The sequence below is a fragment of the Sphingobium xenophagum genome (assembly GCF_031457465.1).
In the GTDB taxonomy this organism is placed as follows: Bacteria; Pseudomonadota; Alphaproteobacteria; order Sphingomonadales; family Sphingomonadaceae; genus Sphingobium; species Sphingobium xenophagum_A.
Window position 1 is genome coordinate 177709 of record NZ_JAVDWV010000001.1, and the last position, 12705, is coordinate 190413.

General features: G+C 64.0%; 9 protein-coding genes. All 9 read left to right on the top strand.

Translation table 11 applies throughout. The features are described from left to right. Nucleotides 1–262: 262 nt before the first annotated feature. The 9 genes from J2W40_RS00875 (at nucleotide 263) to cobA (ending at nucleotide 12619) form a co-directional block, all read left to right on the top strand. Nucleotides 263–1309, top strand: a complete 1047-nt coding sequence (locus J2W40_RS00875) for a sensor histidine kinase (RefSeq protein ID WP_310221190.1) — start codon at nucleotides 263–265, stop codon at nucleotides 1307–1309. A gap of 132 nt (nucleotides 1310–1441) precedes the next feature. Next, on the top strand, nucleotides 1442–2023 hold the full coding sequence (locus J2W40_RS00880; RefSeq protein ID WP_310221194.1) for an ANTAR domain-containing response regulator: 582 nt from the start codon (nucleotides 1442–1444) through the stop codon (nucleotides 2021–2023). Next, nucleotides 2020–3234: a CmpA/NrtA family ABC transporter substrate-binding protein gene (locus J2W40_RS00885; RefSeq protein WP_310221197.1), complete on the top strand. Its 1215-nt coding sequence runs from the start codon at nucleotides 2020–2022 to the stop codon at nucleotides 3232–3234. The genes J2W40_RS00880 and J2W40_RS00885 overlap by 4 nt, the downstream gene beginning before the upstream one ends. A 219-nt stretch (nucleotides 3235–3453) precedes the next feature. Beyond that, on the top strand, nucleotides 3454–4698 hold the full coding sequence (locus J2W40_RS00890) for a nitrate/nitrite transporter (protein ID WP_310221199.1): 1245 nt from the start codon (nucleotides 3454–3456) through the stop codon (nucleotides 4696–4698). A 101-nt stretch (nucleotides 4699–4799) separates the two neighbouring features. Further along, a complete protein-coding gene (locus tag J2W40_RS00895; RefSeq protein ID WP_310221201.1) occupies nucleotides 4800–6008 on the top strand; it encodes a hypothetical protein in 1209 nt (402 codons plus the stop codon). A gap of 205 nt (nucleotides 6009–6213) precedes the next feature. Next, nucleotides 6214–8724 (top strand): nitrite reductase large subunit NirB, encoded by a 2511-nt coding sequence (gene nirB, locus J2W40_RS00900; RefSeq protein ID WP_310221203.1) that lies wholly within the window; start codon nucleotides 6214–6216, stop codon nucleotides 8722–8724. Next, on the top strand, nucleotides 8724–9065 hold the full coding sequence (nirD, locus tag J2W40_RS00905; RefSeq protein ID WP_310221472.1) for a nitrite reductase small subunit NirD: 342 nt from the start codon (nucleotides 8724–8726) through the stop codon (nucleotides 9063–9065). The genes nirB and nirD overlap by 1 nt, the downstream gene beginning before the upstream one ends. Before the next feature lie 175 nt (nucleotides 9066–9240). Beyond that, nucleotides 9241–11850, top strand: coding sequence for a molybdopterin-dependent oxidoreductase (locus J2W40_RS00910; protein WP_310221205.1), 2610 nt, complete (start codon nucleotides 9241–9243; stop codon nucleotides 11848–11850). After that, a complete protein-coding gene (gene cobA / locus J2W40_RS00915; RefSeq protein ID WP_310221207.1) occupies nucleotides 11837–12619 on the top strand; it encodes a uroporphyrinogen-III C-methyltransferase in 783 nt (260 codons plus the stop codon). Before J2W40_RS00910 ends, cobA begins: the two co-directional genes overlap by 14 nt. Nucleotides 12620–12705: the final 86 nt, after the last annotated feature.

Genomic DNA, 12705 nt, shown 5'->3' on the forward strand with positions numbered 1-12705 from the left:
TGGGTCGCAACGGGGCGGGCTTCTACGTATTTGCTCGCGCCCGATTTCGGGTATCCTGCAGCCAAGTTTAACACCCTCCCTGCGGACCATCCGCCCTTTTTCACAATGGGCTAAGGGGCGAGGCGATTTCAAAAATATCCGCCGCTTATTATTAATTCATGATAGGGGTGGCGCAAGTCGACAAGCGTTTCCCGAAGGAGCGCCGCTCCCCGGATCAGCTTTCATACCCGCAAGCTTGCCGGTCAGGCTGAATGGGAATGACATGACGACGGACCACCATACCGATGTGGCGCAGAATCTGGGCCTCGCACTTCTTGCCTGTTCCCACGCGCCTGCCCTTTTGCTGGATGGCGAAATGGGCGTCATCGGCGCTAGCGAGTCATTCTATCTCGCCTTTCCTTTGAAGCCTCAGGATGTTGCCGGACGCTGTCTTTTTGAGTTGGGGGCCGGCGAATGGGACGTGCCACAGCTTCGATCGCTTATGAGTGCCACACTCGGCGGTTACGCAAGGATCGAGGCCTATGAGATGGATTTCGGACCGGGCACGCCGCGCCGCCTCGTGTTGAATGCCCAGAAGCTCGATTACGGCAATGCCGATCAGCCCCTCCTTCTGCTGACCATCACCGATGTCACGGAAGCACGGATCAGTGAGAAGCTCAAAGACGACCTGCTGCGCGAAAAAGCCATATTGCTTCAGGAAATTCAGCATCGCGTCGCCAACAGCCTCCAGATCATCGCGAGTGTCCTGATGCAAAGTGCGCGGCAGGTGCAATCGGAGGAAACACGCGGCCATCTGACCGACGCCCACAACCGTGTCATGTCGATTGCGACCGTTCAGCAACAGCTTACGGCCTCGCGGATCGGGGATGTAGAATTGCGTAGCTACTTTACCCAACTTTGCCAAAGTCTTGGTGCCTCGATGATCCACGATCATAAAAGGCTGTCGCTCGATGTCACCGTCGATGAAAGCCGGGTGGGTGCGGATATTTCTGTGAGTCTTGGCCTGATCGTCACTGAACTTGTCATCAATGCCCTGAAGCACGCTTTCCCCGGAGACCGGCAAGGGAAAATCGAAGTCGATTATCATTCCGACGATTCGGACTGGAATCTGTCGGTCAGCGATGACGGCATCGGCACAACCGCCACAATGGAAAACGCGAAATCGGGACTTGGAACAAGTATTGTCGAAGCTCTCGCCGATCAGTTGGGAGCCAAAATCGACATCCAGGACAAGGACCCCGGACTCATCATTTCCGTCATTCACAATAAGAAAAGCACTGAAGGATCGCCACCTGTAAAAGCGGCCTGAAGCCTGTCTCCAACGGCAGCTTAATAATTGACGCCGCCCACAACCGGACAGCCGCTTTCCACCCACATCACCCCGCGCAATTGACGCGGCGCAGCATCGGCGGCACTCAGGGGGCGAAGAGGCTTTGGATTGATGCGAATCGTCATCATTGACGACAGTGGCCTGCGCGCGACGGTTCTGGAGGAGGGGCTGCGCGAGGCGGGCTATGACGATATTCATATCGTGCCACCGCGCGGCGCTTTCGTCGCGCGGCTCGAACGCATGGCGCCTGATGTCGTGCTGATGGACCTGGGCAGCCCCAGCCGCGATACGCTCGAAGAAATGCTCATCGTCAGCCGGGCGCTGGCCAAGCCGATCGCGATGTTCGTGGACCAGTCCGACGATGCGATGATCGGCGCGGCGATCGATGCCGGCGTGTCGGCCTATGTCGTCGACGGATTGCGTAAGGAGCGGGTCAAGCCGGTGCTGGAACTGGCGGTGCGGCGTTTTAACGCCTTTGCCAAGATGCAGAGCGAATTGGACGAGGCGCGCACGGCGCTGTCGGATCGTAAGATCATCGACCGTGCCAAGTCGATCCTGATGAACCAGCGGTCGCTCAGCGAGCAGGATGCCTATGCGCTGTTGCGGTCGGCGGCGATGAACCAGGGCAAGAAGATCGTGGAGGTGGCGCAGGCGTTGATCACCGCCAGCGAATTGTTGGGAGGGGGAGTATGACGACGAGCCTGCGGATCGCCTTCCTGCCGCTGACCGATGCGGCCGTGCTGGTCGCGGCGCGCGAGCGGGGCTTTGCAGAGGCCGAGGGCATTGCACTCGACCTGGTGCGGACGACAAGCTGGGCGACGCTGCGCGACCGGTTGGTCTATGGCCAGGTGCAGGCGGCGCATATGCTCGCTCCGCTGGCGGTTGCGGTGACGCTGGGGCTGAGCCAGCAGCCTGCCGCATTGGCTGCGCCCTATAAGCTCAACGTCAACGGCAATATGCTGGTGATGGCGTGCGATTTCGCCGCTGCGCTGGAGCCCGATGTGGCGGCGCGGCTGGCCGATCCGCTGGGGACGGCGCATGATTTTGCCGCCGCGATCGGACTGTGGCGGCGCAAGCCGGTGATTGGCGTCGTGCATCGTTTTTCCAGCCATGCGATCATGCTGCGTTACTGGCTGGCGAGCGCGGGGGTGGACCCGGATCGCGACGTGGTGCTGCGCGTGCTGCCGCCGTCGCTGACGGTCGAGGCGATGCGGGCGGGCGAGATTGATGGCTTCATCGCGGGCGAACCGTGGGGCAGTGCGGCGGTCGAGGCAGGCCTGGCCGAATCCGTGGCGATCGGCGAGCGGATATGGCGGCGGGGTGTCGAGAAGGTGCTGGCGTTTCGCGAGGCCTGGGCGGAGGAAAATCCCGACACGGTCGATCGCCTGCTGCGCGCGCTGGTGCGGGCGGCGGCGTGGTGCGATGATCCGGCCAATCATGCCGATCTGGCCGAGTTGCTGGCGGCCCCCGCCTATGTCGATCAGCCCGCCGATCTGATCGCGCGCGCGCTGTCGGGGCAGATGGTCGCGCGAGCCGGCGAAGCGCCGATCGCCAGCCCCGATTTCATGCTGTTCGCGCGCGAGGCGACGCCCTTTCCGTGGCGCAGCCAGGCGTTGTGGATCTATTCGCAACTGGTGCGCTGGGGGATGGTCGAGCATGATCCCGCGACGGCGGCGAAGGCGGGGGCGGTGTTTCGGCCCGACATCTTCCGCCGCGCGCTGGCCGACAGCGACGTGCCGATGCCGGGCGCGAGCATGAAGCTGGAAGGCGCGGTGGGCATGCCGTTGGCGGTCGGATCGCGCCGGGGCGAGCTGACGCTGGGGCCGGATCGATTCTTCGACGGTCGGGTGTTCGACCCCGAACGGATCGACGAATTTCTGGCGGGCTTTACGCTGCTACGTTGAAAGCAGGCGCAAAATTGTGCCTTGCAACATGAAGCGAATCGGGAGATAGTATAGGCGTCGCGCGATGAAGCGCGCCTATATCTGGATGCGCTCTCCCAAGGACGGGACCGCCATCCCCTTCCACATCGCAGCAAAGCCGCTGACTGGACTACGCCCTTCGTGCGTGCGTCCGGCCTGCGGCTTTTTTCGTGTCCATTTCCGTTTATTGGGGGACGTATCATGGCTACTGCTTATTGGGATCGCGACAAGGAGGGTGAACAGCCCGCCGCCGCGATCAGCTTCTGGAAGGCCGGCCACACGCCGACGCTCATTGCCGCCTTTCTCTATTTCGACCTCGCCTTCATGGTGTGGGTGTTGTTGGGGCCGCTGGCACCGATGATCGCGCAGACATTGGCGCTGACCCCGGCTGAAAAAGGGCTGATGGTCGCCACGCCGACATTGATGGGCGCGCTGCTGCGCGTCGTGAACGGCCTGCTGGTCGACCGGATCGGGCCGAAAATGTCGGGCGCGATCAGCCAGGTGATCGTGATCGTCGGGCTGTTCGTGGCCTGGATGATGGGGATCAGCAGCTTTGAAGGCACGCTGGCGCTGGGCGTCGTGCTGGGCTTTGCGGGGGCGAGCTTCGCGATCGCGCTGCCGCTGGCAAGCCGCTGGTATCCGCCTGAACATCAGGGCAAGGCGATGGGCCTGGCTGGCATGGGCAATTCGGGCACCGTGCTGGCGGCGTTGTTCGCGCCGGGGCTGGCCAAATTATTCGGCTGGAACGCGGTACTGGGCCTCGCCTGCATCCCGCTGACCATCGTGTTCATCGTCTATATGGTCATGGCCAAGGATGCGCCCAACGCGCCGCCGCCCAAGAAGATGATCGACTATTTCCAGCCACTGAAACAGGCCGATGCCTGGCTGCTGATGGCCTTCTATGCCGTGACCTTCGGCGGTTTCGTTGGCCTCGCCGCCAGCCTGCCGATCTACTTCACCGACCAGTTCGGCCTGACGCCGGTGATGGCGGGCTATTGCACCGCAGGCTGCGTGTTCGCCGGGTCGCTGGTTCGGCCGATCGGCGGGGCGCTGGCGGACAAGATCGGCGGCGTGAAGGCGTTGATGATCGTCTACATCGTTGCTGCCATTGCGCTGGCAGGGGTCGCCTTTGCCACGACGCTGGTGACGGCGCTTGGCCTCTTCGTCCTCGCCATGCTGGCGCTGGGCACGGGCAATGGGTCAGTGTTCCAGCTGGTGCCGCAGCGGTTCCAGGCGGAAATCGGGGTGATGACCGGCCTTGTCGGCATGGCGGGCGGCATTGGCGGCTTCTACCTCGCCAGTTCGCTCGGCTTTGCCAAGCAGTTGACCGGCAGCTTTTCGGCCGGGTTCCTGATCTTCGCTGGCCTTGCCATCGTCGCCTTCATCGGCGTGGCACTAGTCAAGGCGCGGTGGCGGGCGACCTGGACCAGCGGCGCCCGCATCTGACTTTGGAGGGGCGGGGGCGGACCTTCACAGCAAGGCCGCCCCTAATAATTCCTCCCCTACAGGGGGAGGATTTTAGCGAAGTCCGAGGGGGACAGATTTCCATGAAATATATATTCGCAACGGCGGCCTCTCTGGCCGTCGCAGGGACCGCTTGTGCCCAGGAATTGACGCTTAAACCCATCGCCGAAGCGCGGTTGCGCTATGAGCAGGCCGATCAGGCGGGGCTGGCAACCGAGGCATCCGATGCGCTGACCATCCGGGCGCGGGCCGGGCTGTCGGCTAGCAGCGGTGCCTTTTCCGCGACGCTGGTAGGGCAGGGGACGCTGGCCGCCATCGACGATTATCATGACGGGCTGAACGGGGCCGCGACCCGGCCGATCATCGCTGATCCCGAAAATATCGCGCTCTATATCGCCCAGCTTCAATATAAGACCAAGGCGGTGACGCTGACCGGCGGGCGGCAAAGAATCGTGCTGGATGATGAGCGGTTCGTCGGCAATGTCGCCTTTCGCGATAATGGCCAGACATTCGATGCGGTGCGCGCCGAACTGACCCCGGCCAAGGGGTTGAAGCTCGATCTGTCCTATGTGTGGAGCGTGCGGACGATCTGGGGCTTTCAGGGGCGCGGTGCGCGGCAGCAGGCGGTGGGCGGCGACACGATCCTCGCCAACCTGTCCTATGCCACGCCGGTCGGGGCGCTGACGGGCTTTGCCTATCTGGTCGATCAGGATGAGGCGGCGATGCAGGGCTATCGGCTGTCGAGCCAGACCTATGGCGTGCGGCTGGCGGGGGCGCGGCCTTTGTCCAAGGCGGCGAAGCTCAGTTACCAGCTCAGCTATGCGCGCCAGTCGGATTATCATCGTAATCCCAATGCTTATAGCGCGGATTATTGGCTGGCGGACCTGACGCTGGACGTGAAGGGCTGGAAGCTCAATGCAGGTTATGAGGTGCTGGGCGCGAGCAGCGGTACGCCGTTTACGAGTTTCCAGACGCCGCTTGGCACCAATTTCAAGTTTCAGGGCTGGGCCGACAAATTTCTGACCACGCCGGCCAATGGCATTCGCGATCTCTATGTCGGCGGCGGCTATGGCTGGAAGCCGTTGGGACCACTGACCGGCGTGTCGGTGCAGGCGGTGTGGCATCGGTTCGACAGTGACCGGCTGAACCAGCATTATGGCGATGAGATCAACCTGATCGCATCGGCGAAGGTCAGGAAGACGGCGCTGTCGGTCCGCTATGCCCGGTACGATGCCAAGACGATGGCAACCGACACGCAGAAATTATGGGTTCAGGCCGATTGGACCTATTGATAGGGTCATGAACAGGAATCGCTTGAGGCATCGGGCGATTCTGTTTATGGTGCAGTGCAAGAGGACAAAGCTGTCCTTCCAACCATAGCCAAGGCGATCCAGGGACGGATCGACAAGGCGCATATGATGGCAAAGCCGCCATCCTGACTTCCGGTTCTCACCGGGGGTCAGGATGGCGGCTTTTTTGTTTTCTGGAGTCACGAATATGGAATTTCAGATCGGAACGGAGCCGATGGCGGGCAGCGAGGCGGCGATCTTCGTCCCTGCCGACGAGGGGCGCGAGCATCTGGTCGTGATCGGCAATGGCATGGCCGGGTGCCGCGCGGTCGAGGAACTGCTGGCGCGCGATGCGGGGCGCTATCGCGTCACCATCTTTGGCGCGGAACCGCATGTGAACTATAACCGCATCATGCTGTCGCCGGTGCTGGCGGGGGAAAAGACGTTCGAAGAGATCATCATCAATGACCGCGCCTGGTATGACGATAACCGCATCGACCTGATCGTCGCCGATCCGGTTGTGGCGATCGACCGGACAGCCAAGACCGTCACCAGCCAGTCGGGCCGCACCGTCGCCTATGACAAGCTGTTGATCGCGACCGGCTCCGACCCGTTCATCATCCCGGTGCCGGGCAAGGATCTGCCGGGCGTCATCAGCTTTCGCGACATGAAGGATGTCGATGCGATGCTGGATGCGGCCAATCGGGGTGGGGACGCCGTGGTGATCGGCGGCGGGCTGCTAGGGCTGGAGGCGGCGCATGGCCTGACGCTGCGCGGCATGAAGGTGACGGTGCTGCACATCATGCCGACGCTGATGGAACGGCAACTGGATGAAGCGGCGGGCTGGCTGCTCAAGAGCGCGCTTGAAGGGCGCGGCCAGACGATATTGACCGGGGCCGACACGGCGGAAATCTGCGGCGACGGCAAGGTCGAGGGCGTGCGGTTGAAGGACGGCACGCTGATCCCCGCCAGCCTGGTGGTGATGGCGGTGGGCATCCGCCCCTGCGTTGCGCTGGCGCGGGCGGCGGGGCTGGAGATCGGGCGCGGGATCAAGGTGGACGATCATATGGTCACCAGCGATCCCGATGTGCTGGCGGTTGGCGAATGCGTCGAGCATGACGGCAATGTCTATGGCCTGGTCGCGCCACTGTGGGACATGTGCCGCAGTTTGGCCGATGGCCTGACGGATCGGCATACAGGCTATAAGGGTTCGGTGACATCGACCAAGCTGAAGGTCGCTGGGTTGGACGTCTTCTCCGCCGGGGACTTTTCGGGCGGCGAGGGATGCGAGGACATCGTCCTGCGCGATGCGTCGCGGGGCGTGTATAAGCGGGTCGTGGTGAAGGAGGATCGCGTCATCGGCGCGGTGCTTTATGGCGATACCGCCGATGGCGGCTGGTATTTCGATTTGCTCAAGCGCGGCGAAAATGTCGCCGACATTCGCGACTTGCTGATCTTCGGCCAAGCCTTCGCCTCTGGAGGGGGCGCGCTGGACCCTAAGGCGGCCGTTGCAGCGCTCTCGGACGATGCCGAGATTTGCGGCTGCAACGGCGTCAGCAAGGGGCAGGTCGTCGCCTGCATCAACGCAGGCGCATGCAGCCTGGACGCGGTGCGGGCCGGGTGCAAGGCATCGGCCAGTTGCGGTTCCTGCACCGGGCTGGTCGAAAATATCCTGGCGGTGGTGCTGGGCGATGAGGTCCAGTCCGGCCCCAAGACGATGTGCAAATGCACCAGCTTCGGCCATGACGATGTCCGGCGCGAAATCGTGGCGCAGGGCATGACGTCGATCCCCGAAGTGATGCAGAAGCTGCATTGGTCGACGCCCGACGGCTGCTCCTCCTGCCGCCCGGCGCTCAACTATTATCTGCTCTGCGCGCTGCCCGGTGCCTATGTCGATGACCAGCAGAGCCGCTTCGTCAATGAACGGATGCACGCCAATATCCAGAAGGATGGCACCTATTCGGTGGTGCCGCGCATGTGGGGCGGCCTGACCAACCCACGCGAATTGCGCGCGATCGCCGACGTGGTTGAAAAGTTCAACGCGCCGATGGTCAAGGTCACCGGCGGCCAGCGGCTCGATATTTTCGGGATCAAGAAGGAGGATCTGCCCGCGGTCTGGGCAGACCTGAATGCAGCGGGGATGGTGTCGGGCCATGCCTATGGCAAGTCGCTGCGCACGGTGAAGACCTGTGTCGGGTCCGAATGGTGCCGCTTCGGCACGCAGGATTCGACCGGCCTTGGCGTCAAGACGGAGCGGATGACCTGGGGATCGTGGATGCCGCACAAGTTCAAGATCGCGGTGTCGGGGTGCCCGCGCAATTGCGCCGAAGCCACGATCAAGGATTTCGGCATCGTCTGCGTCGACAGCGGCTATGAGCTGCATGTCGGCGGCAATGGCGGTATCCATGTTCGCGTCACCGACCTGCTGTGCAAGGTATCGACCGAGCAGGAGGCGCTCGATTATTGCGCCGCCTTTACCCAGCTTTACCGCGAAGAGGCCCGCTATCTGGAGCGGACCGCGCCGTGGATCGAGCGGGTCGGGGTCGATTATGTGAAGGCGCGGATCGTCGAGGATGATGCAGGCCGCGAAGCGCTGCGCGCGCGCTTCCTGTTTTCGCAGCAGTTCATGCAGGACGACCCCTGGGCGGAGCGCGCCGCGGGCCAGCATGCCGAACTGCATCAGCATATCGCGCAAGTGCGCCCGTTGGAGACCGTATGATGACCGGAGACTGGCTCGATATCGGTTCGGTGGATCAGATCACGCCGGGCAACGCTCGCACCCTGCCAGTGCTGGGTGGCGAGGAGATCGCGATCTTCCGCACCACCAGCGGCGATTTCCATGCGCTCGTCAATCGCTGCCCGCACAAGCAGGGGCCGCTGAGCCAAGGGATCGTCCATGGCGGGGTCGTGACCTGCCCGCTGCACAATTGGAACATCTCGCTCAAGACCGGCGAGGCGCTGGGCGAGGATAAGGGATGCGTGCCGGTGATCCCGCTCAAGGTCGATGCCGGGCGCATCTTCCTGCTGCGTGAGGCGGTCATTGGGAAGCGCGCGGCGTGAGTATCCTCCCCGGCACGGGGAGGGTCGAATGGAGACACGTGCCACCATTCGACGCTCGCAAAGCGAGTGGTGGAGGGGGGCGGCCGCTAGGTGCGACCTCTCCTTCCGCTGCGCCTGACGCTCGCCCCCTCCACCAGCCTGCGGCTGGTCCCCCTCCCCGTACCGGGGAGGATTTATGACCATCCCTATCCGCACGACCTGCGCCTATTGCGGCGTCGGTTGCGGTATCTCCGCGACGCCGATGGGTGGCCGGGCCGTAACGATCGCGGGGGATGCGGCGCATCCGGCCAATAGCGGAAAGCTTTGCTCCAAGGGCACGCATCTGGGCGAGACGGTCGGGTTGGAAGGGCGGCTGCTCCATCCGATGATCGGCGACAAGCGGGCAAGCTGGGACAAGGCGCTGGACCTTGTGGCGAAGCGCTTTCGCGAGACGATCGCCAAGCACGGGCCGGACAGCGTCGCCTTCTACGTCTCAGGTCAGTTGCTGACCGAAGATTATTATGTCGCCAACAAGCTGATGAAGGGCTTTATCGGGTCGGCCAATATCGACACCAACAGCCGCCTGTGCATGTCGAGCGCGGTGGCGGGGCACAACCGCGCGTTCGGCGAGGATGTCGTTCCGGCCAGCTATGACGATCTGGACGAAGCGGATTTGATCGTTCTGGTCGGGTCCAATACGGCCTGGTGCCATCCGATCGTCTATCAGCGGATACAGGCGGCGCGGGCCGCGCGCGGCACCAAGCTGGTGGTGGTCGATCCGCGTCGGACCGAAAGCTGCGAAGGGGCGGATCTGCATCTTGCATTGAAGCCCGGCAGCGACGTGGCGCTGATGAACGGGTTGCTGGCCTGGATGGATCAGGCCGGGTTGCTGGATGGGGACTTTCTGCGCGATAGCGTTGCTGCCCCCGATGGCTTCTGGGAAGCGATCCGCGCGGGCCATGATTTGTGGACCACGGCGAAGGCGTGCGACCTGCCGCCCACCGAATTGCAGCAATTTTACGAGATGTTCGCCGCCAACCCGCGCACGGTCACGCTGTTCAGCCAGGGGATCAACCAGTCGATCCGTGGCACGGATCAGGTCAATGCGATCATCAACGTCCACCTCGCGACCGGGCGGATCGGCAAGCCGGGCGCTGCGCCTTTTTCGATCACCGGACAGCCCAATGCCATGGGCGGGCGTGAGGTCGGCGGGCTGGCGACGACGCTGGCGGCGCATATGGATTTCGCGCCCGACAACGTCGCGCGGGTCGGGCGTTTCTGGGCCGCGCCGAACGTGGCGACCAAGCCGGGGCTGAAGGCCGTCGACCTGTTCCGCGCGATCGACGAAGGGCGGATCAAGGCGCTGTGGGTGATGGCCACCAATCCCGCCGTCTCGATGCCCGATGCGGGGCGCGTGCGCGAAGCGCTGGAGGCCTGCCCGTTCGTGGTCGTGTCGGACGTGATGGCGACCACCGATACCGCCGTCCACGCCCATGTCCGCCTGCCTGCCGCCGCCTGGGGCGAGAAGGACGGGACCGTCACCAACTCCGACCGTACGATCAGCCGCCAGCGCGCGCTGTTGCCGCTGCCGGGAGAAGCGAAACCCGACTGGTGGATCGTCACGCAGGTCGCGCGGCGGATGGGGTGGCGCAATGCTTTTGCCTATGATCGGCCCGCCGACATCTGGCGCGAACATGCGCGGCTGACCGCATATCAGAATGACGGCGTGCGGTTGCTCAACCTGCGCGCGCAGGCGACGATCGGTAATGAGGTCTATGCGGCGATGGAACCGTTCCGCTGGGGCGGCGCGCCCTTTGCCTACGGGCGATTTCCAACGAATGATGGCAAGGCGCGGTTGGTGCCGGTGACGCAGATGGCGTTGCAAGGACCGCTGCGCGACTGGCCGATGACGCTCAACACCGGCCGTTATCGCGACCAGTGGCATACGATGACGCGCACCGGCCTGTCGCCCAAATTGGCGCGTCATCGCGAGGAGCCTTTGGTCGAGATCCACCCGCAAGACGCCGTTGCGCTGGGCATTGCGGATGGCGATCTGGCGCGGGTGTCGACGGCGCAGGGGGAGAGCCTGTTCCGCGCGCGGATCAGCGACGGGCAACGCCCCGGCGAGGTGTTTACGCCGATCCACTGGACCGACCAGCAATCGAGCGGCGGGCGTACCGGCTTGTTGCCCCGCCCGCTGGTCGATCCCCATTCGGGGCAGCCGGGGTTCAAGTCCACTCCCGTCCGGGTCGAGAGGATCGCGACCGAATGGAAAGGCTTTCTCATTCTGCGCGGGGCCGAGCCGGTGCGGGTGCCATGCCTGTGGGCGACGCGGGTTACGGTGCCGGGTGGCGCGCTCTATGAAGTGGCGGGCAATGGCGATCCGGCGCGGCTGGAAGCCTGCCTGCCCAAAGGTGAAAGGGTCGAGGCGATCGACACGACGCGCGGCACGCGGCGCGTCGCGATCATCCGCGAGGGTAAACTCGCGGGCGTCCTGATCGTGACACGCAGCGGCCAGTTGCCGACGCGCGACTGGCTGATCGGGCAACTCGCGGTCGAGGGCGTGGGCGCGTCCGTGCTGGCCGCGCGCGGGCCTGGCAGCCAGCCCGACAAGGGCGCGGTGGTGTGCGTCTGTTTCGACATTGGCCTTAACCAGATCGTTGCGGCGATTCGCGACCAGCGGCTGGTCGACGTGCCTGCGATCGGCGCGGCGATCGGCGCGGGGACCAACTGTGGATCGTGCCGTCCCGCGCTCGCCAATATTCTCGTCCAGACTTCGCAGGAGACGTTGCATGCAGCCGAATGACCTGATCGCGCCGGGCGACGTCTGGCTGGTGGGGGCGGGGCCAGGCGACCCGGATTTGCTGACGCGCAAGGCGGAAAAGTTGATCGGCGCGGCGGATGTCGTCTTTTACGATGCGCTGGTGGGGCCGGAGGTACTGGATTTGATCCCCGCTGGTGTCGAACGGGTGAGCGTCGGCAAGCGATCCGGGCGGCATAGCAAGCAACAAGAGAGCATCAATGACCTGCTGCTGGCGGCGGCGCGGGCGGGCAAGCGTGTCGTGCGGCTGAAGGGCGGCGATCCGTCGATTTTCGGCCGGTCGGCGGAGGAGATGGCGCATTTGGGCGAAGGCGGCGTGCGGGTGCGGATCTGCCCCGGCATCACGACGGCCAGCGCGGCGGCGGCGAGCGGCCATGCCTCGCTCACCCTGCGCGGCAAGGCGCGCGCGCTGACGCTGGTGACGGCGCATTTGAAGGCTGGCGAGCCGTTGAAACTCGACTGGGCCGCGCTGGCGCAACCGGGCGGGACGATCGGCATCTATATGGGCCGCGCGGCAGCGGGCGAGATTGCGCGGTCGTTGATCGCGGCGGGGCGTGATCCGGAAACGCCGGTGATGGTCGCGGTGAATGTCTCGCTGCCGAGCGAAAGGCTGATCCGGGGGAAGCTGTCGGCGCTGGCCTTTCTGGTGGCGACGATTAGTGATGAAGACCCGACCTTGCTGCTGATTGGTGAGGTGGTAGCGGGGACGCCTTTGGTTGTGGATATGGCGGTGGGTGAGGCGCTGAAGGTTTGACGATTACTTTTCAACCGTTCGGGCTGAGCCTGTCGAAGCCCTTCTCTCTGTTAAGACAGTAGAGCCCTTCGACAAGCTCAGGGCGA

What these genes read in the sequence shown, in the direction of transcription:
- nirD (WP_310221472.1), top strand. Translation starts at nt 8,724, where the DNA reads ATGACCGGAGACTGGCTCGATATCGGTTCGGTGGATCAGATCACGCCG.
- J2W40_RS00875 (WP_310221190.1), top strand. Translation starts at nt 263, where the DNA reads ATGACGACGGACCACCATACCGATGTGGCGCAGAATCTGGGCCTCGCA.
- J2W40_RS00885 (WP_310221197.1), top strand. Translation starts at nt 2,020, where the DNA reads ATGACGACGAGCCTGCGGATCGCCTTCCTGCCGCTGACCGATGCGGCC.
- J2W40_RS00890 (WP_310221199.1), top strand. Translation starts at nt 3,454, where the DNA reads ATGGCTACTGCTTATTGGGATCGCGACAAGGAGGGTGAACAGCCCGCC.
- cobA (WP_310221207.1), top strand. Translation starts at nt 11,837, where the DNA reads ATGCAGCCGAATGACCTGATCGCGCCGGGCGACGTCTGGCTGGTGGGG.
- J2W40_RS00895 (WP_310221201.1), top strand. Translation starts at nt 4,800, where the DNA reads ATGAAATATATATTCGCAACGGCGGCCTCTCTGGCCGTCGCAGGGACC.
- J2W40_RS00880 (WP_310221194.1), top strand. Translation starts at nt 1,442, where the DNA reads ATGCGAATCGTCATCATTGACGACAGTGGCCTGCGCGCGACGGTTCTG.
- J2W40_RS00910 (WP_310221205.1), top strand. Translation starts at nt 9,241, where the DNA reads ATGACCATCCCTATCCGCACGACCTGCGCCTATTGCGGCGTCGGTTGC.
- nirB (WP_310221203.1), top strand. Translation starts at nt 6,214, where the DNA reads ATGGAATTTCAGATCGGAACGGAGCCGATGGCGGGCAGCGAGGCGGCG.